The sequence below is a fragment of the Micromonospora sp. NPDC050795 genome, from assembly GCF_044456785.1.
Classification (GTDB): Bacteria; Actinomycetota; Actinomycetes; order Mycobacteriales; family Micromonosporaceae; genus Micromonospora.
In genome coordinates, this window is the sequence record NZ_JBITGE010000004.1 from 194,556 (window position 1) to 215,205 (window position 20,650).

Consider the following 20,650-nt stretch of genomic DNA (forward strand, 5'->3'; position numbering starts at 1 on the left):
GGCTTATGATCGACTCGGGTTCCTTGAAGTCGGGCCTTCCGCCATGGTCGGTTGCCCCGGTTTTCAGGAAGCCGAGTGGATCAAGCGTTCAGCGCCCTGGGAGCCCCCGCGGCCCGGGCGACCGCCGTTCGGACCGAGCCGTTTTGGCTCGTCCCGGGCGACCTGGTAACCTGGCTCTTCGCGTAGCGATGACGCACGTTCGTCATCACGCGCAATAAGCTGACCAACCCGAGCTATCAAGACGAGGCTGTCGCGTGGCGAACATCAAGTCCCAGATCAAGCGCAACCGGCAGAACGAGAAGGCCCGGCTGCGCAACAAGTCGGTCAAGTCGTCGCTGAAGACCGCCGTCCGGAAGTTCCACGAGGCTGCCGAGGCCGGTGACGTCGAGAAGGCGACCGCGCTCATGCTGGACGCCTCGCGCAAGCTGGACAAGGCCGTCAGCAAGGGCGTGATCCACTCCAACCAGGCCGCGAACCGCAAGTCCGCGATCGCGAAGCGCGTGGTGTCGCTCTCCGCCTGACGATTTCACAGTCAGACTGATTCGGAAAACCCCGGGCCCCAGGCCCGGGGTTTCCGTGTGTCCAGAGGCCGGCCGTGTTCAACCGAGCCGGCCGTTGCGGGCGAGGGCCCGACGGGCGGCGGCGCTCAGTCTGACGGGTTGGCCCGCCGGGGCGGTGGCACCGGATCCGCGGTGATCACCACGCCGGGGACGCTGTGCGAGACCCACTCCACCCGGGCTCGGCCCACCACCGGTTCCATCTGCCGACGAAACCGGTCCCGTTCCTGCTCGGGCACGAGCGCGGCGGAGCGGACCACGATCGCGGCAACCATGTCGTTGAGCTTCACCATGGCGGCTACCACGACCGGCAGCACCAGCACCGCCCACCAGCTGACCAACTCGGCGAGGGCGAGCAGCACCGCCAGGGCGATGGCACCCTCGAAGAAGAGGAAGCACAGCACACCACCGGGGTTGACGAACCGCAGGCCGAGGAGCCGGGCGTAGAGCGGCCGGTAACGCGCCTCGTCCACGGGAATGGTGGCCCACGCTGGGCGGTTCGCCCCCGTCACCTCGCGCTGCCCTGCCGGGCCGCCGCGACCGAGAAGACCGCGCGCTCCAGGGCGTACGCCCGGTCGTCGGAGCCGCCCTTGACGGCCGCGTTGCACTCGGCGGCGACCTGCATGGCCCGGACCAGGCCCTCCGGTGTCCAGCCCCGCCCCTGCCGTTGCGCCCGCTCGATCTTCCACGAGGGCATTCCGAGGCTGCTGGCGAGCTGGTACGGGCTACCCCTGCCGGCCGATGCCACCCGGGCCACCGTGCGCACCCCGTCCGCCAGGGCATCGGCGATGGGCACCGGGTCGACCCCGACGTGCAGGGCCCAGCGCAGTGCTTCGAGCGCCGCCGGCACGTCGCCGACCATTGTGGCGTCCGCCACCGTGAAGCCGGTCACCTCGACCCGGCCCCGGTAGTAACGGGAGACCGTCTCGGCGCTGATCCGCCCATCGGTGTCGGCGACAAGTTGGGAGCAGGCGGCGGCCAGCTCACGCAGGTCGTTGCCGACCGCGGCGATGAGCGCCTCGGCGGCGTCGTCGGTGCACTTCCCGCCGGCCCGGCGGATCTCGTCGCGGACGAAGGCCAACCGGTCACGGTGCCCCTTGAGCTTGGCGGCCGGGACCACCGTCGCGCCAGCCGCCCGCAGACCGTCGGCGAACGCCTTGCCCTTGGCGCCGCCCAGGTGCAGCACCAGCAGCTGGACCTCCGGGTCGGGATTCTTCGCGTACGCCAACAGCGCGGCGACCAGGTCCTTGCGGGCGTCCTGACCGGAGCGCAGGATCAGCAGCCGCCGCCCGCCGAACAGCGAAGGGCTGAGCATCTCGGCGATCTCGCCGACGGTGAGCGCGCTGGCCTGGTACTCGCGGACGTCCACCTCGGGGTCGACACTGCGAACCTTCGCGACAGCTTCGGTGACCGCTCGCGTGGCGAGGAGCTCCTCGTCACCGAGGACGAGCAGAATGGGGGCGAGGCTGGCGGGGGTCACGCCGCCCATATTCGCACGGCCTGCGGCGGGATCGTGCCTGCTCATTCGCTGCTTGATCGGCGCAGCCCGCACACAGCGCAAATCCAGACATCCAACTCAATTACCTTTCTAATTCGCAAGTCGCCCAATTGATCAGAGGCCTGTCGTCCCACGGGGTCAGGGCTGCCGGCCGGCGGGTACACCTCGCCGGGCCACCGCCAGACCGCCGTCCGTCCGGACCGCCGCCACGTCGCCGTCCGTGTCGGTACGCAGCACCCGCACGCCACCCCTGCCCAGGTGGGCGAGCAGCCCCGGACTCGGGTGCCCGTAGGTGTTGCCCGTGCCCACCGGCACGAGTGCCACCGCCGGCCGCACCGCATCGAGGAAGCCCTGGTCCTGGTACGCCGAACCGTGGTGCGCGACCTTCAACACGTCCGCCCGTAACTGGCCGGGGGCCGCCCGCGCCACCATCGCGTGCTGCTCTTCGGTCTCCGCGTCGCCGGCCAACAGGATCCGGACCCCGGCCACGGTGGCGCGCAACACCAGCGAGTTGTTGTTCGGGTCGGACCTGGTCCCGGCCAGCGGGTACGGCGGGCCGAGCACCAGCAGGTCGACCCCGCCGACCGGGTGACGAGCGCCGGCAGCGGTGGTCAGCAGCGCGGCCCGCCCGCCGGTGGCCGCCGCCCGAACCAGGTCCCGACCGCTCTCCGGGTCGGTGGACGGCGGCGTCAGCACGGCACCCACCCGCCGTCCCCGGAACACCCCGGCCACCCCGCCCACGTGGTCCGCGTGGAAGTGACTGATCACCAGCAGGGGCACCTCCCGTACGCCGAGCCGACGTAGGCAACCGTCCACCGCACCCGGTTCCGGCCCGGCGTCCACCACCACGGCTCGGCCGGGGCCGGCCGGGAGCACCAGGGCGTCGCCCTGCCCCACCGCGCAGGCCACCACCACCCAACCGGCGGGCGGCCAGCCGGCGGCTACCAGTCGAACCGGCAGGGCACCCAGCACGGCGGCGACCCCGACCACGGCCACCAGCCGGCGTACGAGCGGCCGGCGCACCGCGATCAGCAGCGCGACGGTCAGCCCGGTCAGCAGCAGGGCACCGGGCACCCCGCCCGGCCACGGCAGGGTGCCACCTGGCAGTCGGGCTCCGTGCCGGGCGATGACCACCAGCCACCAGGCCGGCCAACTCGCCAGCCACGCGACGAACTCGGCGCCGGCTGGCCAGATCGGCGACACCACTGCCGCCAGCACGCCCAGCACTGTCGCCGGCGCGATGGCCGGCACCGCCAGCAGGTTCGCCGGCACCGCCACCAGGCTCACAGTGCCGGAGATCCCGGCGACGACCGGGCCGCAGGCAAGTTGGGCAGCCGCCGGCACGGCCAACGCCTCGGCCAGCCCAGGCGGAACGCCTCGCCGACGCAGTCCGTCTCGCCAACGCGGCGCGAGCAGCAGCAGGCCACCGGTGGCCAGCACGGAGAGGGCGAACCCGGGATCCCCGGCCAACTCGGGGTCGACGAGCACCAGCACGGTCACGGCGGCGGCCAGCGCGGGCAGCGCCGCCCGAGGTCGACCGGCGGCGAGCGCGGCGAGCCCGATCGCTCCCATCGTGGCGGCCCGTACGACGCTCGGCGACGGGCGGACCAGAATGACGAACCCCACCAGCGCCACGCCGCACAGCGCGGCGGCGAGCCACGGGCCGGCGCGCGACCACCGGGCCAGCAACAACACCGCACCCACCACGATCGCGACGTTGGAGCCGGAAACCGCATTGAGGTGGGTCATCCCGGTGGCCTGGAAGTCCGCCTCGACGGCGGGTGGGAGTCGGCTGGTGTCGCCCACCACCAGACCCGGCAGCAGCCCGCCGGGGTCATCGGGCAGCGGCGCGCAGGCGCGTTGCAGGCCGGCACGCAGCGTCCCGGCGGCGCGCTGCGCCCAGGACGGCTTGCCGTGCCGTTCCGGTGGGTCATTGGTGCTGAGCACCGCTGCGGTGAGATCGCCCCCGCGCGGAACGCCGAGCCGACCGTCGACGGTGATGCGCTGCCCGGGCAGCAGGCCCCGCCACGCCGGGTCGGTCGCCAGGACGAGCAGCCGCACCGACGCGTGGAACCGTCGACCATCCGGGCCGGTGAGCCGGACCAGCTCGGTCGACACCAGCAGCATCCCCGGTCGCCCGGCGCTCCGGATCGCGCGCGGGTCATCCCGGACCACCAGATCGGCGGTGACCGGCGCGCGTTGCTCGGCGAGGGCACGGATCGCCGGCGCGTCGCGCACGGCGAGTTGGGCGGCGGTGGCCGCACCCCCGCAGACCACACCGAGACCGACCGCCACGGCCACCCACCCGTAGCGCAGCGCCATGGCTCGGGGACGGCCGAGACGGCCGAGCAGGTGCACAGCACCGATTGTCGTCAGACCGACCGCCGCGCCGGCCACCAGCAGAACCGCTCGGCTGCCGAGGTGCAGCCCGGCGAGCGCGGTGAGCCAGGCCGCCACGGCGAGCCCCGCCAGTCGCAGATCCGGCGGCTCCGACCGGGCCCCGCCGGCCGGCGGCGCGGCCTGAGAAGGCACGGCCGGCGGCGCGGCCTGGGGTCCGCCGACCTGCGGTGGGTCAGTGGCGACGGCGGACTCGCTCACACCGTCACCAGGTCCTTGAGCTGCTCGTAACGGGCATCGCCGATCCCGTCGACCTGGCGTAGGTCGCCGACGGACTTGAACCCGCCGTGCTGATCCCGGTGGGTGAGGATCCGTTGGGCGAGCACCGGCCCCACCCCGGGCAGCGCGTCGAGCTGCGCCAGTGTCGCGGTGTTGAGGTTCACCGGCCCGGCGGCGGGAGCCGCACCGCCCACCGCGGGCCCGGCCGCACCGCCCGGCACCGGCGGTGGCGTCACCCCGACCACGATCAGCTCACCGTCGGTGACCTTGCGGGCGGGGTTGAGCAACGCCACGTCGACCCCCGGGAGCGCGCCACCGGCCGCCTGCACCGCGTCGGCGAGCCGGGACCCGGCCGGCAGGCGTACCAGACCGGGTTTTCGGACCTTGCCCGCGACCGCCACCACCAGCTCGCCGGAGCTGGGCACGCTCGGGTCACCCGAGGGTGCGGCCGACGCGGCCTCGGCGACCAGCGGGGCGACCGACTCCGACTGCGGTCGCGAGCGCCAGGCCCAACCGGCCGCGCCCAACACCACCACCACGGCGACGACCGCCAACGCCCGCACACCCCGCCGCCCGGGGTCGAACGCGCCCGGGCCGGGTAGCCGCGACTCCAGCCGGACCGCCGGGCCGTCCGCAGCCGGCTCCACGACCGGCAGGGAAGGCGGGGAGGACAACACGTCCGCCGGCAGCACGCCGATCAGGGACGACGGGGGTACGCCCGCGTGCGGCGCCTCCGGCCGGGGCGGCGGTGCGACGGCCGGCTCCGTCAGCCGGCGCAGGCGCTGGCGTACCTCTGTCTCCTCGTCGTGCGACACAGCGCGACGCTATGGCGGCGGCCGGGACGGTGGAGGGTGACCGGCTCGTCCTGTGGACAACCATCGCCACTGTGGACAACGCCCTGATCATGCATCGATCTGTTATGCGTAAGGCTGACGGGGCCGGTGGGGCGACAGCGCCCGACCGGCCGACGGGCCTGCTACAGGTACGGGCGGGTGATGATCTCGATGGCGTGTCCCGCCGGGTCGAAGAAGTAGAAGCCCCGTCCACCGTGCTCGGTGTTGGTCTCGCCCTCCCGCTTCAGCTGCGGGTCGGCCCAGTACGTGATGCCACGCCCCTCGACGAACGCCAGGCACCGCACGAACAACTCGTCGTCGACGAGGAACGCGTAGTGCTGCATCTGGATGTCCACCGGCGGCTCGGCGAACTGGAGCAGCACACCCTCGTCCAGCTGGACGTTGGCGAACGGCCCCCACGACGGTGCCTCCGGCAGCTCGAACAGCTCCCGGTAGAACGCCGCGGAGGCGCTCTTGTCCTTGCTGGCGATGATGATGTGGTTGAACGTGACTGTCATCCGTATCGTCTTCTTCCCGGTCGATCCGAAGACCCGACCGGAGGCCCAGCAGCGTTCACCCCACCCCGCAGATGACGAAGCCCCGAGGGCGCCGACGCCCCGGATCCCGCACGAGAGACGCGTCGCGTCGATCTCGGCGTGGTGGCTGAAGTAGCCAGAACCTCCGGGGGGTAGGCCCATCTGGGGCGCGCACGGAGGCTAACACAGCGGCGCGGGCAGGGACCATTCACCGTTTCTGGAGCATGACCGAGGCGACTTCTGCCAGAAGCGCCAACGCCCAGTCGAGTTGCCGGCAGTCGCTGTGTCCTCGGCACTCCAGGCATCCGCCCGCCCGCCACGGCAGGTCGATCGCCCGGGTCCAGTGAGCATCCAGCACCCGCCTGGCCATGAACAGTTCGGTCGCCGCTGACACCGGTTCATCGATTGGCATGTTCGGCGCCTCCGCGCGATTCGAAGTGGCCCGCCCCGGGGGTCCAGGAGCACCCGGTCACTGTCTCACTGTATCCAGTGTCTCGGTGTAGTCAAGTTCTCACTATCTCCACTTTGCTGCGTTGCCGCCTTGCCTCGATCACGCCCGGGCTGGAACCATGATCTCCGCTGAAGTCCGGGAGAGCCGCTCATGCCGACGAGACCACCGCACTACCGCCGGGTGGCGGATGACATCGAGCAGAAGATTCGCTCGGGCGAATACTCACCTGGCCAACAACTGCCATCGGTGTCCGAGATCGGCGAGCTGTACAACGTGGCACGCTCAACGGCCTATCGAGCCGTCAAGGAGCTGCACGAGCGGAACCTGATCTACGGTCAGCAGGGTCAGGGCGTCTTCGTCGCGGACAGCTAGGCTCCGACCGGGACGCGGGCTACCGACGGTCAGCGGGCCTCTGGGTCGAGGCCGAGCACGGCCCGTCCGCCGTCCACCGGCAAGATCACCCCGTTGATGAAGCTCGCCGCGGGTGACAGCAGGTACGCGACCGCCTCCGCCACCTCGTCGGCCCGCCCGATGCGGCCCACCGGGTGCAGCCGGGTCAGCTCGGCGTCGATCCACTGGGCCTGGGTGGGCTCCTGGGTGGCGAGGAATGCGGCGTGCCGCTCGGTGGCGATCGAGCCGAGCGCTACCGCGTTGGCCCGGATGCCGTGCCGCCCGTACTCGACCGCCAGCGCCCGGGTCAGCCCTTCCACCGCGGCCTTCGCCGTCGCGTACGGCAGGGCACCGGACACCGGTCGACGGGCCTGGTGCGACGAGACGTTGACGATCGCGCCGCCAGCCTCGCGGGCCAGGAAGCGGCGGACGGCGACCGCCGCGCCCACCACGGCTGGCCGCAGGTTCAACCCGATCAGGTCCAGTACCGTGTCGGCCGACGCGGAGTGCAGCGTGGCGTCACGGAACACCGCTGCGTTGTTCACCCAGCCGGTCAGCGGCGCGGCGCGGTCCGCCAGTTCGGCGGCGTGCTCGGCCACCTGCTCGTCGGCGGCGTCGCCGACCACCGCGACGAGCCGATCGGCGGCCGGATGGGCGGCCAACCAGTCGACCGCGTCGGCGTCGCGTTCCAGTACGACGATGGTGGCGCCCGTCGCCAGCAGCCGCTCCACCACGGCCCGGCCGACACCGCGACCGCCTCCGGTCACCACCTGTGAGGTGGACACCGCTCGCTCAGCCCTTTGACCGGCGGTGGACGACCACGCAGGCCAGGCCTGGCCCGGCGTGCGCGGCGACGACGGCACCGGCCTCGGAGACGTACGTGTCGTGCAGCCGGTCGCCGAACCGCTCGGTCAGTGCGGCGCGCAACGCCTCGGCCCGTTGCGGCGCGGCCAGGTGGTGCACCCCGAGATCCACGTCGTCGCCGTCGGCCGCCTCGACGGCCAGGTCGACGAGACGGGCCACTCCCCGGCTGGCGGTGCGAACCTTCTCGCGCAACACGATCGCCCCGTTCGGCATGTGCATGATCGGCTTGACGGACAGCGCGGTGCCGACCAACGCCTCGGCGGCGTTGATCCGGCCGCCCCGGCGGAGGAACTCCAGCGTGTCGACGTAGAACCAGACCGTGGTGCGGGCGATGGCGGCGAGCGCCGCGTCGCGTACGGCGGCAAGGTCGTGGCCGGCCTCGGCGGCGGTGGCGGCGGCGATGGCCGGAAAGCCCAGCCCCATGCCCGCCGAGCGGCTGTCCACCACCTCGACCCGGCCGTCCAGGTCGGCGGCGGCGAGCCGGGCGGCCTCCACCGTGCCGGACAGCGCGGCGGAGATGTGCACCGAGACGATCCCGTCGGCACCGGCGTCGAGCAGTCGGCGGTACGTGCGGGCGAACTGCTCGGGTGCCGGGCGGGAGGTGGTCGCGGTGACCCGGCGGGCGCTCAACGCCCGGGTGGCGTCGGCCGGCTGGGTCTCCACCCCCTCCAGCCCTTCCGCGCCGTTGAGCACGACGGTCAACGGCGCGACGGTCAGCCGGTGCGCCTGCACCAGCTCGGACGGAAGGTAGGCGGTGGAGTCGATGACAACCGCGACGGGCATGCCCGGCACGCTAGCCGATCGAGGCCGCGAACGCCGAGGCGCGAGTGCTCAGACCGCGTCGACGGCGACCGGGGCGGTGATCAGGCCGACGTTGTGCGCCCGCAACTGCCAGCCACTGACGTCCTGGGGACGCCCGATGGCCGGCGCACGGTCGTCGTGCCGTAGCTCACTCCAGTGGCAGTTGGCCAACGAGCCGACGGAGCGCAGCACACCGGTGTCCCAGCCGAGCAGATGACCCATGCCCTGTCGGGAGCCGCCACCGTGGGTGGCGATCACCACCGTGCCGCCGGCTGCGGCCTCGGCCGCCTCCCGCAGCGCGGCACCGACCCGCTCGCCGAGGTCGTGCAGGGGCTCCAGATCCGCGCCCGGGTCCGGGTCGCCGGCCCGCCAGCGCGCGTACTCGTCGGGAAATCGCTCGGCGACCTCGGTGAGGTGCAGACCCTGCCACTGGCCGAAGTGCCGCTCGCGCAGCCGGGCGTCGGTGCGGACCGGCAGGCCCGTCAGCGCGGCGAGCGCGGCGGCGGTCTCCGCGGCGCGGCTCAGGTCGCTGGCCACGATGGCGTCGGGCCGCAGCGCCGCGAGCAGCGGCGCGGCGGCGCGAGCCTGGTCGCGACCACGCTCGTTGAGGGGTACGTCGAGCTGCCCCTGGACACGGTTGGCGGCGTTCCAGTCGGTGTTGCCGTGCCGCCAGACGATCAGTCGGGTCATTCGGCGGCGGCGGACCCGCTGGCGTCGGCCTCGACCAGGTCGCGATCGACGAACGGGATGGTGGGGCAGTCCTTCCAGAGGCGGTCGAGCCCGTAGAACTCGCGCTCCTCGGTGTGCTGGACGTGCACCACGACGTCGACGTAGTCGAGCAGCACCCAGCGGCCACCGCGCTCGCCCTCGCGCCGCACCGGCTTCGCCTTCTCCGGAAGCTCCAGGAGGCTCTCCTCGATGGCGTCGACGATGGCCAGCACCTGACGCTCGTTGGGGGCAGCGGCGAGCACGAACGCGTCGGTGATGGCGAGCTGGTCGCCGACGTCGATGATCGTGATGTCCTGCGCCTTCTTGTCGGCGGCGGCCTGGGCGGCAGCGATAGCCAGCTCGTGAGCGCGTTCGGAAACTGTCACCGTTCTCCTTCGATCAAGCGTGCGATGCTCCAAGCGTCTCATACCCGGCGGCACCCCGATCGTCCAGTTCTAGTCGGTTAGCGCCACTAAACTGGTCATAACGGGCGTGCTCAGCGCTGATAGAGGCTCCGCTTGGCGATGTACTGCACCACACCGTCCGGCACCAGGTACCAGACCGGCTCACCTCGGGCGACCCGTGCGCGGCAGTCGGTCGACGAGATGGACATCGCGGGCACCTGGATCAGGCTGACGGTGTCCGCCGGGAGGTGCTTGTCGCTCAGCGGGAAACCGGGCCGGGTCACGCCGACGAAGTGGGCCAACTCGAAGATCTCGTCCAGGTCCTTCCAGGACAGGATGCGTTGCAGGGCGTCCGCGCCGGTGATGAAGAACAACTGCACCTTCGGGCCGTACTCGGCCTGAAGGTCACGCAGCGTGTCGACCGTGTAGGTCGGCCCACTACGGTCGATGTCGACCCGGCTGACCTGGAAGCGGGGATTGGAGGCGGTGGCGATCACCGTCATCAGGTAGCGGTCCTCGGCCGGGCTGACCGGCTCGTCGGCCTTCTGCCACGGCTGCCCGGTGGGTACGAAGACCACCTCGTCCAGGCCGAACCGGTCCGCCACCTCGCTGGCCGCGACGAGGTGCCCGTGGTGGATCGGGTCGAAGGTGCCACCCATGATCCCGATCCGCCGAATATCTTCCTCCACCCGATGATCGTAGGCCGAGCGTCGTGGCCGACCGTCCCGGCCTGCCCCCGCCGTACACCACGTCACCCCAGCCCACGGTCCAGCGCGCCGCGACCACCCCGCCGCCGTACGGTGATCGACTCGACTCGGCAAGTAGGGGGTCGCGGCTTCTCGCCCGTCGGCGTATATTCGTCGACGAGTAACCGTTGACGAGCGAGGGGGTCACCATGCCGAAGCGGCGCAAGGTCGGCAACCTGCTGGCGCTGGCCGTGCTGTCCGCCCTGGTCCAGCGGCCGATGCACCCGTACGAGATCGCCACCACACTGCGAGCCTGGGGCAAGGACCAGGACATGGACTTCAAGTGGGGGTCCTTCTACACGGTGATCAGCAACCTGGACAAACACCACCTCATCGAGGCGGTGGAGAACGTGCGCGAGGGCCGACGCCCGGAACGCACCGTCTACCGGATCACCGACGCCGGTCGGGCGGAGCTGGTCGACTGGGCCCGCGAGCTGGTCTCCACCCCGATGGCGGAACATCCCCGTTTCCGGGCCGGGTTGTCGGTGCTCGCCGCGCTCCACCCGGACGAGGCCACCGGCCTGCTGCGGCAACGACTCGACCTGCTGGAGGCCGCGCTTCGCCAGGACCGCGAGACGCTCGACACGCACCTGCGGGAGATCCCCCGGCTGTTCCTGGTCGAGTCGGAGTACGACCTCGCCATCCGGAACGCGGAGGCCGACTGGCTGCGGGCACTGCTCGCGGAGCTGACCTCGGGGAGCTACCCCGGGTTGGACACCTGGCGGGCCTTCCACGAGACGGGCGAGATGCCGGCCGAACTGACCGAGTTGGCCGAGAGGCCGCACGCCCCGAAGTCCAACGCCGACACCCCCACCCCGGAGGCGAGCACCGACACCACCGGCTGAAGAACGGCCCCGGCGAGGTGCGCCAACACCTCACCGGGGCCCTGACCCCGAACCGACGCCTGGGAAGGCACCCGGCCCGAAGCGGCAACCACGAGGATAACCGGGCTCCCTCCCAGGCCCGCGCGCCCGCGCACCGACCACACCAGGTCCGCGTGCCCGCGCACCGACGACCACACCAGGGAGAGAGCATGACCACTGTACGAACCGCGATCGTCATCGGCGGTGGCATCGCCGGGCCGGTGACAGCGCTCGCGCTGCGCCGCGCCGGCATCACCGCAACCGTCTACGAGGCGTACCCGACCACGGCCAGCGGCATCGGCGGAACCCTCGCCCTCGCGCCCAACGGCGTGGCGGCTCTGCGTACGGTCGGCGTGCACGAGGCGGTGACGGCGATCGCCACACCGATCGAACGAAGCGCTCTGGCCGTCGGCCGGCGTCGCATCGCCATGCCCACGCTGACCGGGGTGCCGCCGCTGCGCGTGGTGCACCGGGCCGAGCTGTACCAGGCGCTGCACGACCAGGCATTCGCCGAGGGCGTGCCGTTCGCGTACGGCAAGCGGCTGGTCGACGCCGAGCAGACCGGCGACGGCGTGATCGCGCGTTTCGAGGACGGCAGCACCGCGACCGCGGACATCCTCGTCGGCGCGGACGGGATCCGCTCCACGGTCCGGGGTCTCATCGACCCGGCCGCGCCCGGCCCCCGGTTCACCGGGCTGCTCGGCTTCGAGGCGGTCGCCCGGCACGACGTGGACGCCGAGCCGGGCACGATGACGTTCGCGTTTGGCCGGCGCGGCTACTACCTGTACTGGCCGGAGCCGGGTGGCGGCACCCGGTGGGGGGCCAACCTGCCGCAGCAGCGGCCGATGAGCCTCGTCGAGGCCCGGGCGCTGCCGGCGGAGCAGTGGCTGGACACGCTGCGCGCCACCTACGGCGACGACGACCCGGGCCGGGAGTTGATGGCGACCAGCAACGCCGACGATCTCCAGGTGGTCGGGTCGTTGCAGATCATGCCGCCCGTGCCGCACTGGCATCGAGGTCGGATGGTGCTGGTCGGCGACGCCGCGCACGCACCGTCGAACAGTTCGGGGCAGGGCGCGTCGCTGGCCATCGAGAGCGCCGTGCAACTCGCCCGCTGCCTGCGGGACCTACCGGACGCCCAGACGGCGTTCGCCGCGTACGTGCGGCTGCGTCGTGCCCGCGTGGAGAAGGTCGCGGCCCGCGCGGCCCGAATCAACCACGCGAAGGCCCCCGGTGCGGTAGCCCGGACGCTGATGCCGTTGCTGATGCCGCTGATGGTGCACACGGTGCTGGACCCGGAGAAGACCGTCGCCGACGAGCAGCGTTACGTCATCGACTGGGACGCGCCGGTCACGGCGGAGCCCGCCCTGCGCTGAGCGGTGACTGCGGGGTGGCCGGCCAGCCACCCCGCAGCGGCCAGCGCGGGCCGGCCACCCACGGCGTCAGAGAGGCGCGGGCAGCGGTCAGGCCGAGGCGGCTGCCACCGCCGTCCGGGCGACCAGCGCGCGACGCAGGTCGTCGTCGGCGTCGGTCACCACCCGGCGCAGGCCGGGGGTCAGGTCGTCGCGGGCCAGCAGCGCCGCGGCCGCCTCCCGGGTGGACTGCGCCACGGCGTAGCGGGGGAACGCCAGGGCTGCCACCCGGTCAGCCGTCCAGGGGGTACGCAAGTGCGCGGCGGCCGGCATCTCCGCGAAGTACCGATCGACGTACCCGGCGGTCAGGTCGGCCTGCTCGGGCTGCCAGAACCCCTCGGCGATCGCCTCCAGCAGCCGACCGGACAGCGCGGTGTCCCGCACGATGATCTCCCAGGTTGCCTGTTTCACCTCCGGGTCGTGCAGGGCCGCCCGGCAGTGGGCGGCCCGTTCCGCGCCCGTGGAGCTGTTGTCGGCGGCGGCCTCGATGGCGATCTCCGCCTCGCCGGCGGCGCCCAGCACCACCAGGCGACGCAGCACCGCCCAGCGCAGCTCCGCGTCGACCTTCAGACCGGCCGGCACGTCGCGGCCGGCGAGCCAACCGACGAGCAGATCCGCGTCGGTGGTCGCGGCTATCCAACCCCGTGCCGCGGCAAGCTGCAACGACTGCCCGGCCGGCGCGCCGTCGAGCAGCCGCTGGCACGTTCCCGCGACCCTGGCCAGCGCCGCGGAGCGGGTCAGCGGGTCGAGGTAGCGGTCGACCAGGGACCTGCTGAGCGTCAGGACGTCCTCCGCGATGATCACCTCGGTCTCGGCGGGCAACGCGGCGGCCATCAGGTCGACCAGGCCGGTGACCGGCCGCTCGCCGTCGGTCGTCGCGTCCAATGCCTCGCGCCAGAGCACAGCCCGGGCCAGCGGGTCGGTCAGAGCGGGCAGCACCTGCGGGACGGCGTCCGCCGACGCCGGGTCGAGGCGAACTTTCGCGAAGGTGAGGTCACCGTCGTTGAGCAGCAACAACCGGGCCGCCGGCTCGCCGGTCAACGCACCGAGAACGGTACGACCCCCGTCGGCGTTCGGGTCGATGTCCACCTCGTCGCGCCGCGCGCTGCCGTCCATCGAGTAGCGGCCCACGCCGATCCGGTGTGGGCGCAGCACCGGGTACGACTCGGGCGCGGTCTGCACCACTGCCACCTCGCTGTAGCGACCGTCCGCGTCCACGGCGACCTCGGCACGCAGCGTGTTGACCTGCGGGCGGCGCAACCACAGCTCGGCCCAGTCGGACAAGTCCCTCCCGCTGCTGGCGGAGAGGCTGGCCAGCAGGTCGGCGAGGGTGGCGTTGCCGAAGCGGTGTGCGGCGAAGTGCGCGTTCAGACCGGCGAGGAAAGCCTCGTCGCCGAGCCACGCGACCAGCTGCCGGAGCACGCTGGCGCCCTTGGCGTACGAGATGCCGTCGAAGTTGAGCAGGCCCGCCTCGGCATCGACGACCTCCGGCGGGGCGATCGGGTGGGTGGAGGGCCGCTGGTCGGCGGCGTAACCCCAGGCCTTGCGCCGCATGGCGAAGGTCGTCCAGGCCTGGTCGAAGCGGTTCGCCTCGGCGGTGACCCGGGTGCCGAGGTATTCGGCGAAGGACTCGTTCAGCCACAGGTCGTCCCACCAGCGCATGGTGACCAGGTCACCGAACCACATGTGCGCCATCTCGTGGGCGATGGTGGTGGCCCGCTGCTCGCGCTCGGTGTCGGTGACCGCCGAACGGAACACGTAGTCGTCGCGGAAGGTGACGATGCCGGGATTTTCCATCGCTCCGGCGTTGAACTCGGGCACGAACGCCTGGTCGTACTTGCCGAACGGATAGCGCTCGGTGAAGAGCTGGTGGAACCGGTCCAGGCACTGCCGGGTGACGTCGAAGATCTCGTCGGCGTCGGCGTCCAGGTGCTCGGCGAGCGACCGGCGGCAGTAGATGCCCAGCGGCACGCCGTCGTGCTCGGCCCGCCGGACGTGGTACGGCCCGGCGATCAGCGAGAAGAAGTAGGTCGCCAGGGGCTCGCTCGGGGCGAACTCCCAACGCCCGGGGGCCGGGTTGGCGGCCAGCTCGGCGTTGCCCGCGACGATCCACTGCGACGGCGCGGTGACCGAGAGGGTGATCGGGGCCTTGAGGTCGGGCTGGTCGAAGGCGGCGAAGATGCGCTGCGCGTTGTCGAGGAAGGACGTGGCGTAGAGGTACGTCTCGCCGTCGGCCGGGTCGAAGCGGTGCATCCCCTCCCCCGTCTTCGAGTACGCCATGTCGGCCTCGACGACGAGCGTGTTCTCCTCGGCCAGCCCGTCGAGGGGTAGCCGGTTGTCGGTGTGCAGGCCGGGGTCCAGGTCCCGGTCGTTGAGGCGTACACCGTGAAGTGTGACGGGCCTGACCTCGACGAAGGTAGCGGCGCCGGCGGTGGCCCGGAACCGGATCTCGACGCGGGAGCGGAACAGGTCGCCGCCAGCGGTCAGGTTGAGGTCCACCTGATAGGACTCGACAGTAATCGCCGCGCCACGCGCGGTCGCCTCTACACGGGTCAGGCTCGGCATCCGCTTATCCTGCCCGATGGGGATCGTCACCCGGTCACCACACGGCCCTCGGCACTGGAGGAAAGAACCATGGCGCAACACCCCAAGGGCGACTTCGACCTCTCTCGGGCGGTCTGGCAGCGGGCCGAGGGGGACACCTCCGACAGCGCCGTCGAGGTCGCCTTCGTCGACGATCTGATCGGGATGCGCAACTCGGCCGAGCCGAACGGGCCGGTGCTGGTCTTCACGCAGGCCGAATGGGACGCCTTCGTGGCCGGCGCGCAGGACGGCGAGTTCGACCTGGACTGACCGCGCCCGCCGACGAGTCGGTGGTGGATCGCCGTGCCGGTGCCCGTGGTCGGGACACCGGCACGGCCACGCTGGCGGGTTGGCCGGCGCACTCCCGGATCGGCCACCCGGAGCTGGTGGTCAACCATCGCCGGGGCCGTCGCCGTCACCCCAACCGAGGCCACCCGGGCCCGGGGCGTGGTGGAAACCGGGATGGTCGGCGACGTCGACGCAGCGCTCTCCGTCCGGGCCGACCGCTCCGCAGAACAGCCGCTCGGCCCGCTGCCAGGCGTCCGCCGGTGACAGGGCCGCCGCACCGAGTGCCACCTCCGAGCGCAGGAGGCTCAGAGCCTCCGCGTACGCCACGGCCAGCTCGCGCGCCTCGACCTGGCCGGGCGCGGTGAAGCCCAGGTGCACAGTGAAGAACCGATGCGGACGGGTGGGTCGCCGAGGCGGCCCGATCAGGGACCGCCCGTCGCGGGCCCCGCCCAGTGCCCCGGCCACTCGCCGCTGCCGCCAGTGCGGCGCTCTGTTGTCACGCATCCGCCCTCCCCGTGCTCGTTTCACCAGCAAACCAGGTTCCGCCGTCCCTGGGAGGGGCCAGCCAAGCGGGGGTTCAGCGGCGATGACGGGGGTAAGCGCAGCCGCAAACGCGACCAGCCCCACCTGCGCGTGAGGAGACCCGATGGCGACCATGCCGGCCGACCGCAGCCCGGACAGCACCCTCGCGCTGCTCCGCTCCGGTTACCGGTTCATCGGCGAGCGCTGCGAGCGGTACGGCAGCGACGTCTTCACGACCCGGATCCTGCTCGCCCCGACCATCTGCCTGCGCGGCCGGCCGGCGGCGGCGTTGTTCTACGACGACGACCGCTTCCAGCGGGCCACCGCGATGCCGCTGCGCGTGCAGCGGACCCTGACCGGGAGGGGCGGGGTGCAGGGGCTGGACGGGCCGGAGCACGTCGACCGCAAGGCCATGTTCATGTCGATCATGACGCCGGCGGCGATCCAGCGGCTCGGTCAGCTCTTCGACGACGAGTGGCGGACCCGGGTCGCCGCCTGGGAGCGTGCCGGTCCGGTGTCGCTCTACGACGAGCTGGGGCGGCTGCTGACCCGGGTGGTCTGCGCCTGGGCCGGGATTCCGCTGCCCGAGTCACAGGTCGAACGCCGCGCCGTCGAGCTGCACGCGATGATCGAGGCCCCGGCGGTGATGGGACCCCGACACTGGCGGGGACGGATCGCCCGGTACCGCGCCGAACGGTGGCTCGCCGACCTCGTCGAACGGACCCGGGTCGGTTTCGCCCCGGCGCCCGCCGGCAGCGCCCTGGCCGTGATCGCCGAACACCGGGACGGGCGCGGAAACCTCCTGCCCCGGCGGATCGCTGCGGTGGAGCTGCTCAACGTGCTGCGCCCGGTGGTCGCCGTCGACCAGTACATGACCTTCGCCGCGCTCGCCCTGCACGACCATCCGGCCTGGCGGGAACGGGTCCGCGACGACGACGAGTCCACCGAGCGTTTCGTCCAGGAGGTACGCCGTTACTACCCGTTCTTTCCGATGGCGGCGGCCCGGGTCCGGCGGTCCTTCGACTGGCAGGGCCACCACTTCCCGAAGGGTCGGCGGGTGCTGCTCGACCTCTACGGCACCAACCACCACCCGACGCTCTGGCCGCAACCGGAGCTGTTCCGCCCGGAGCGGTTCGCCGGCCGCCGGGTGGACCCGTTCGAGCTGATCCCGCAGGGCGGTGGCGACCACTGGGCCGGGCACCGCTGCGCCGGCGAGTGGATCACCATCGACCTGATGAAACGGGCGGTCACCAACCTGACCACCACCATGCGCTACGACGTGCCGGTCCAGAACCTGGCCCTGGATCTGCACCGGATGCCCGCGCTGCCGCCCCTCGGGCTGACCCTCACCAACGTCCGCCATTCCTCCCGAACGGACGATGATCGTGCGTGGTCGAGGTGACGACGTGACACGGCGGACCGAAGCCCCACCGACCCGCCTACCGATGACGTACGTACTGCCGCTGCGCTGGCACACCGACACCGGCCTGACCGAGCTGACCGACTACCTGCGCTGGCTGGGTGACCGGGTGGAGGTGCTCGTGGTCGACGGCTCGCCTCCGCCGGTCTTCGCCCGGCACGCCGAGGCGTGGCGGGGGCTGATCCGGCACCTTCCACCGGATCCGGGTGAGCGTGGGCTCAACGGCAAGGTGCTGGGCGTACACACCGGCGTCCGCGCGGCCGGCCACCAGCACGTGGTGATCGCCGACGACGACGTCCGGTACGACGAGTCCGCGCTGACCGCGGTACACCGGCTGCTGGACCGGGCCGACCTGGTACGACCACAGAACTACTTCGACCCGCTGCCCTGGCACGCCTGGTGGGACACCGGCCGCACCCTGCTCAACCGGGCGCTCGGGGCGGACTACCCGGGCACCCTCGCCGTGCGGCGCAGCACCTTCCTCGCCATGGGCGGGTACGACCCGGACGTGCTCTTCGAGAACCTGGAGCTGATCCGCACGGTGCGCGGGTACGGCGGCACCGAGGCGACTCCGGCCTGGCTGTACGTCCGCCGACTGCCTCCGGACGCCGCGCACTTCCGTGGTCAGCGAGTGCGTCAGGCGTACGACGATCTGGCTCAGCCGGCTCGCCTGCTGACCGCGCTCGCGGTGCTGCCGGCGGTGGCGGTCGCGTCGCGCCGCCCCAGGCTGTTGCTCGGCGCGGTGGCCGGTGTCGTCGCCCTGGCCGAGACGGGTCGCCGCCGCGCGGGCGGCACCCGGGTGTTCCCGCCGAACACGGCGTTGGCGGCCCCACTCTGGCTGCTGGAACGCGGTGTGTGCGGCTGGCTGGCGGTCACCCGACGCCTCCTGCTGGGCGGCGTCCGCTACGGCGACACCCGAATCCGCCGAGCCGCCAACCCCTCCCCGCGCAACCCACGCCTCCCCGCGATCTTGCACTTTCGGTTGGGACATTACCGCCGATAAAGCACAGAACCCCAGCCGAAACCGCAAGATCGGCGCTGACCTCAACGCGACAGCTCGCGGGCACCGAGGGTGACCGCGAGCTGTCGTGCTGGTAAGGGGTGTTTCAGGGAGTGGCGTGGTCCTTGACCTGGTGGGCGGCGGACTTCGTGTCGTCCTTCACCGCGTGCACGGCGTCCTGAGCGGTGGACTTCACCGACTCGGCGGCCTGCTGGGCCGGCTCGCGCAGCTCGCTGGCCACCTCGCTCAGCTTCTCCTTCACCGCCCCGCTGTGCTCGCTGACCTTGGCCTTCACCTGGGCGGCGGCCTCCTGCTCGCGGCGGGAGGCCGGGATCAGCGACGAGGCCAGCCAGCCGACCCCGAACGCGATCAGGCCGGCGGCGAGAGGGTTGCCCTGGGACTTCTGCCGGATCACCCGCGGCGCGCTGTGCGCGGCGTCGCTGACAGTGGTCGCCGCCGAGTGCGCGGCGTCGCTGACGCTGGAGGCCGCCGACGAGGCGCGGTCACCCACCGAGTGGGCGGCCTGGCCGGTGCCGTGGCCGAGGTCAGACGCGGTTCCCATGACCTTGTCCCTCACATTCTGCAGAGCGGAACGGGCCCGCTGCTTGCGGTCGTCGACGATGCGGCTCGGGCTGACCTTGTACGCCAGCGCGTCCACGTCGGAGCTGAGGCTGTTGCGGGTGGCTTCGATCTCCCGGCGGATCTGATCGGGATCGGTGCTCATCGGGTGACTCCCTCCGGGTGCGGCTTGAGCGCGTCAGGGATCCGCTGCACGCTGTCGTTCGTCTGCTTGAGCCCGCGTACGTGCTGGGCGTTCTTCTTGGCCATCGAGTAGAGGACCGCGGCGACCACTGCCCAGATCACGGCCACGATCAGCGCGGCCAGGCCGGAGTCCATGACGTTGTCCAGGAACTGCCAGATGGCGATGGACACGAACAGGGCCACCATGTAGCCACCGAAGCCGGCACCGCCGAAGAGGCCGGCGGCCTTGCCGGCCTTCTTGCCCTCCTGCCGGATCTCAGCCTTGGCCAGCTCGACCTCCTGACGCATCAGCGTCGACAGGTCGGTGGTGACCTGACGCATCAAGTCACCCAGCGAGCTGCTCTTCACCTCCGACGCGGTGTGCGGGGCACCCGCGTCGGGGTGGTAACCGGAGTCCAGTCCGGACCCCTGCGTCGGCATGCTCATGCCGTCGCCTCCCTTCGGATGACTCGGCGGCTCACGGGCGGGGGCTGCCGCTGGACGGCACGCCCGGCAGCGGGTCGGTCTGGGTCACCGGCGGCAGCGGCTGACCGGTGCCGGAGTGCTCCGGGTGGTCACCCCGAGTGGGCTCGGCGTAGTCACCGGGCGCCGAGTCGGCGTAGGTACCGGGCGTCTGGTCGGCGTAGCCACCGGACGTCGGCGGGGTGTGCGTACCGGGGGTCGGGTCGAGGTAGCCGCCCGGCGGGACGGCGTCCGGCACCGCGCGGGGCGCGGGCGGCGGCGTCGGGATCACAGCGGTCTGCTCCGGGTCGTACGCCCCGGCGCCCCGGAAGTTCGAGGAACCGTTGCCGGAGTCGTCACCGGCAGCCGAGATGCCACGGGTCAGCCGGCCGGCCAGCACACCGAGCACCGCCGCGCCGACCAGGAAGGTGCCCGGGTTACGCCGCGCGTAGTCGCGTACCTCGGTGATCAGGTCGCCGGGCTGACGCTCCTCGAGCCAGCCGGCGACACCGTGCACCCGGTCGGCGGCCTGGCGGGCGAGCTCGCTCACCGGGCCGGCCTGGCCACCCTGCTCGGCCATCGAGCGCATCTCGTCGGCCAGCGAACGCAACCCGCCGGCAGCCCGGCGCTGCTGCTCACCGGTCTGGCTGGCCAGCTGACTGCGGGCCTCGCCGTACAGGTTGCGGGCCTGCCGGGCCGCCTCACGGCCGACCTCGGTGCCCTGCTCCTTGGCGGTCTGGGCCACCGTGCCACCAGCCTGCGCGGCCTCCGACCCGACCTGGCGCGCCTGGTCGCGGACGCCACCGCCGTTGGTCGACTGCTGCCCGTACGTGGAAGACGTAGGTGAAAGATCGTAAGTCATGATGTCCCTTCCGCTCAGAAAGTCGTCGCGGTTGTGCTGGGGGGATGCGGCCCGTTGCCGCGGCCGCTGACCATTGACCTACCCTGCGTTTTG

23 protein-coding genes are annotated in these 20,650 nt (G+C 72.1%); 7 read left to right on the plus strand and 16 right to left on the minus strand.

The genetic code is table 11. From position 1 onward, the window contains the following. Positions 1-254: 254 nt before the first annotated feature. On the plus strand, positions 255-521 hold the full coding sequence (rpsT, locus tag ACIBEF_RS05920; protein WP_030491765.1) for a 30S ribosomal protein S20: 267 nt from the start codon (positions 255-257) through the stop codon (positions 519-521). A gap of 125 nt (positions 522-646) precedes the next feature. On the opposite strand, the gene ACIBEF_RS05925 is transcribed toward rpsT, so the two are convergent. The 6 genes from ACIBEF_RS05925 to ACIBEF_RS05950 form a co-directional block, all read right to left on the minus strand. Next, positions 647-1,069, minus strand: a complete 423-nt coding sequence (locus ACIBEF_RS05925) for a hypothetical protein (RefSeq protein ID WP_238670907.1) — start codon at positions 1,067-1,069, stop codon at positions 647-649. Next, the gene (gene holA / locus ACIBEF_RS05930; protein WP_355009295.1) at positions 1,066-2,046 is read right to left on the minus strand and encodes a DNA polymerase III subunit delta; all 981 of its coding nucleotides are present in this window, start codon (positions 2,044-2,046) and stop codon (positions 1,066-1,068) included. The genes ACIBEF_RS05925 and holA overlap by 4 nt, the downstream gene beginning before the upstream one ends. A 147-nt stretch (positions 2,047-2,193) precedes the next feature. Beyond that, on the minus strand, positions 2,194-4,587 hold the full coding sequence (locus tag ACIBEF_RS05935; protein ID WP_396791610.1) for a ComEC/Rec2 family competence protein: 2,394 nt from the start codon (positions 4,585-4,587) through the stop codon (positions 2,194-2,196). A gap of 62 nt (positions 4,588-4,649) precedes the next feature. Next, positions 4,650-5,486 (minus strand): helix-hairpin-helix domain-containing protein, encoded by an 837-nt coding sequence (locus tag ACIBEF_RS05940; protein ID WP_396791545.1) that lies wholly within the window; start codon positions 5,484-5,486, stop codon positions 4,650-4,652. A 161-nt stretch (positions 5,487-5,647) separates the two neighbouring features. Beyond that, positions 5,648-6,022, minus strand: a complete 375-nt coding sequence (locus ACIBEF_RS05945) for a VOC family protein (RefSeq protein WP_396791547.1) — start codon at positions 6,020-6,022, stop codon at positions 5,648-5,650. Between the two features lie 226 nt (positions 6,023-6,248). Beyond that, positions 6,249-6,452 carry a hypothetical protein gene (locus tag ACIBEF_RS05950; protein WP_357204671.1) on the minus strand — a complete coding sequence of 68 codons (204 nt, stop codon included), beginning with the start codon at positions 6,450-6,452 and terminating at the stop codon, positions 6,249-6,251. A gap of 189 nt (positions 6,453-6,641) precedes the next feature. Here ACIBEF_RS05950 and ACIBEF_RS05955 point away from each other — a divergent pair, with 189 nt between their 5' ends. Beyond that, complete coding sequence (locus ACIBEF_RS05955; protein ID WP_091409860.1) at positions 6,642-6,863, plus strand: GntR family transcriptional regulator; 222 nt, start codon at positions 6,642-6,644, stop codon at positions 6,861-6,863. 29 nt (positions 6,864-6,892) lie between these two features. Here ACIBEF_RS05955 and ACIBEF_RS05960 read toward each other — a convergent pair whose 3' ends face one another. The 5 genes from ACIBEF_RS05960 to nadD form a co-directional block, all read right to left on the minus strand. Then, entirely contained in the window at positions 6,893-7,666 is a 774-nt protein-coding gene (locus tag ACIBEF_RS05960) for an SDR family NAD(P)-dependent oxidoreductase (RefSeq protein ID WP_396791549.1), read from the minus strand. A gap of 7 nt (positions 7,667-7,673) precedes the next feature. After that, positions 7,674-8,528 (minus strand): DegV family protein, encoded by an 855-nt coding sequence (locus ACIBEF_RS05965; RefSeq protein ID WP_396791551.1) that lies wholly within the window; start codon positions 8,526-8,528, stop codon positions 7,674-7,676. A gap of 48 nt (positions 8,529-8,576) precedes the next feature. Further along, positions 8,577-9,236 (minus strand): histidine phosphatase family protein, encoded by a 660-nt coding sequence (locus ACIBEF_RS05970; protein WP_355009300.1) that lies wholly within the window; start codon positions 9,234-9,236, stop codon positions 8,577-8,579. Continuing rightward, a complete protein-coding gene (rsfS, locus tag ACIBEF_RS05975) occupies positions 9,233-9,640 on the minus strand; it encodes a ribosome silencing factor (protein ID WP_238670899.1) in 408 nt (135 codons plus the stop codon). The genes ACIBEF_RS05970 and rsfS overlap by 4 nt, the downstream gene beginning before the upstream one ends. Before the next feature lie 110 nt (positions 9,641-9,750). After that, positions 9,751-10,347, minus strand: a complete 597-nt coding sequence (gene nadD, locus ACIBEF_RS05980) for a nicotinate-nucleotide adenylyltransferase (RefSeq protein WP_355009302.1) — start codon at positions 10,345-10,347, stop codon at positions 9,751-9,753. 185 nt (positions 10,348-10,532) lie between these two features. Between nadD and ACIBEF_RS05985 the strand changes: the two genes are divergently transcribed. Together ACIBEF_RS05985 and ACIBEF_RS05990 are read left to right on the plus strand one after the other, a co-directional pair. Then, on the plus strand, positions 10,533-11,249 hold the full coding sequence (locus tag ACIBEF_RS05985) for a PadR family transcriptional regulator (RefSeq protein ID WP_396791554.1): 717 nt from the start codon (positions 10,533-10,535) through the stop codon (positions 11,247-11,249). 188 nt (positions 11,250-11,437) lie between these two features. Next, a complete protein-coding gene (locus tag ACIBEF_RS05990; protein ID WP_396791556.1) occupies positions 11,438-12,643 on the plus strand; it encodes an FAD-dependent monooxygenase in 1,206 nt (401 codons plus the stop codon). A gap of 87 nt (positions 12,644-12,730) precedes the next feature. Here the strand turns inward: ACIBEF_RS05990 and pepN are convergent, their stop codons facing one another. Then, the gene (pepN, locus tag ACIBEF_RS05995; RefSeq protein ID WP_396791558.1) at positions 12,731-15,244 is read right to left on the minus strand and encodes an aminopeptidase N; all 2,514 of its coding nucleotides are present in this window, start codon (positions 15,242-15,244) and stop codon (positions 12,731-12,733) included. A gap of 69 nt (positions 15,245-15,313) precedes the next feature. On the opposite strand from pepN, the gene ACIBEF_RS06000 reads away from it, so the two are divergent. After that, complete coding sequence (locus ACIBEF_RS06000) at positions 15,314-15,532, plus strand: DUF397 domain-containing protein (protein WP_124817462.1); 219 nt, start codon at positions 15,314-15,316, stop codon at positions 15,530-15,532. A 120-nt stretch (positions 15,533-15,652) separates the two neighbouring features. On the opposite strand, the gene ACIBEF_RS06005 is transcribed toward ACIBEF_RS06000, so the two are convergent. Continuing rightward, positions 15,653-16,054: a hypothetical protein gene (locus ACIBEF_RS06005; RefSeq protein WP_396791560.1), complete on the minus strand. Its 402-nt coding sequence runs from the start codon at positions 16,052-16,054 to the stop codon at positions 15,653-15,655. Between the two features lie 142 nt (positions 16,055-16,196). Here ACIBEF_RS06005 and ACIBEF_RS06010 point away from each other — a divergent pair, with 142 nt between their 5' ends. Further along, positions 16,197-17,474: a cytochrome P450 gene (locus ACIBEF_RS06010; RefSeq protein WP_396791562.1), complete on the plus strand. Its 1,278-nt coding sequence runs from the start codon at positions 16,197-16,199 to the stop codon at positions 17,472-17,474. Positions 17,475-17,478: 4 nt separating this feature from the next. Next, positions 17,479-18,495 carry a glycosyltransferase gene (locus ACIBEF_RS06015; RefSeq protein ID WP_396791563.1) on the plus strand — a complete coding sequence of 339 codons (1,017 nt, stop codon included), beginning with the start codon at positions 17,479-17,481 and terminating at the stop codon, positions 18,493-18,495. Positions 18,496-18,598: 103 nt separating this feature from the next. Here ACIBEF_RS06015 and ACIBEF_RS06020 read toward each other — a convergent pair whose 3' ends face one another. The 3 genes from ACIBEF_RS06020 to ACIBEF_RS06030 are packed head-to-tail and all read right to left on the minus strand — an operon-like array spanning position 18,599 to position 20,557. Continuing rightward, positions 18,599-19,216, minus strand: a complete 618-nt coding sequence (locus tag ACIBEF_RS06020; protein ID WP_355009310.1) for a DUF3618 domain-containing protein — start codon at positions 19,214-19,216, stop codon at positions 18,599-18,601. After that, on the minus strand, positions 19,213-19,680 hold the full coding sequence (locus tag ACIBEF_RS06025) for a phage holin family protein (RefSeq protein ID WP_357280365.1): 468 nt from the start codon (positions 19,678-19,680) through the stop codon (positions 19,213-19,215). The genes ACIBEF_RS06020 and ACIBEF_RS06025 overlap by 4 nt, the downstream gene beginning before the upstream one ends. Positions 19,681-19,711: 31 nt before the next feature. After that, positions 19,712-20,557, minus strand: a complete 846-nt coding sequence (locus tag ACIBEF_RS06030) for a hypothetical protein (RefSeq protein WP_396791566.1) — start codon at positions 20,555-20,557, stop codon at positions 19,712-19,714. Between the last annotated feature and the right edge of the window lie 93 nt (positions 20,558-20,650).

What these genes read in the sequence shown, in the direction of transcription:
- holA (WP_355009295.1), bottom strand. Translation starts at nt 2,046, where the DNA reads ATGGGCGGCGTGACCCCCGCCAGCCTCGCCCCCATTCTGCTCGTCCTC.
- ACIBEF_RS05945 (WP_396791547.1), bottom strand. Translation starts at nt 6,022, where the DNA reads ATGACAGTCACGTTCAACCACATCATCATCGCCAGCAAGGACAAGAGC.
- ACIBEF_RS05950 (WP_357204671.1), bottom strand. Translation starts at nt 6,452, where the DNA reads ATGCCAATCGATGAACCGGTGTCAGCGGCGACCGAACTGTTCATGGCC.
- ACIBEF_RS05955 (WP_091409860.1), top strand. Translation starts at nt 6,642, where the DNA reads ATGCCGACGAGACCACCGCACTACCGCCGGGTGGCGGATGACATCGAG.
- ACIBEF_RS05965 (WP_396791551.1), bottom strand. Translation starts at nt 8,528, where the DNA reads ATGCCCGTCGCGGTTGTCATCGACTCCACCGCCTACCTTCCGTCCGAG.
- ACIBEF_RS05970 (WP_355009300.1), bottom strand. Translation starts at nt 9,236, where the DNA reads ATGACCCGACTGATCGTCTGGCGGCACGGCAACACCGACTGGAACGCC.
- ACIBEF_RS05990 (WP_396791556.1), top strand. Translation starts at nt 11,438, where the DNA reads ATGACCACTGTACGAACCGCGATCGTCATCGGCGGTGGCATCGCCGGG.
- pepN (WP_396791558.1), bottom strand. Translation starts at nt 15,244, where the DNA reads ATGCCGAGCCTGACCCGTGTAGAGGCGACCGCGCGTGGCGCGGCGATT.
- ACIBEF_RS06000 (WP_124817462.1), top strand. Translation starts at nt 15,314, where the DNA reads ATGGCGCAACACCCCAAGGGCGACTTCGACCTCTCTCGGGCGGTCTGG.
- ACIBEF_RS06005 (WP_396791560.1), bottom strand. Translation starts at nt 16,054, where the DNA reads ATGCGTGACAACAGAGCGCCGCACTGGCGGCAGCGGCGAGTGGCCGGG.
- ACIBEF_RS06010 (WP_396791562.1), top strand. Translation starts at nt 16,197, where the DNA reads ATGGCGACCATGCCGGCCGACCGCAGCCCGGACAGCACCCTCGCGCTG.
- ACIBEF_RS06020 (WP_355009310.1), bottom strand. Translation starts at nt 19,216, where the DNA reads ATGAGCACCGATCCCGATCAGATCCGCCGGGAGATCGAAGCCACCCGC.
- ACIBEF_RS06025 (WP_357280365.1), bottom strand. Translation starts at nt 19,680, where the DNA reads ATGAGCATGCCGACGCAGGGGTCCGGACTGGACTCCGGTTACCACCCC.
- ACIBEF_RS06030 (WP_396791566.1), bottom strand. Translation starts at nt 20,557, where the DNA reads ATGACTTACGATCTTTCACCTACGTCTTCCACGTACGGGCAGCAGTCG.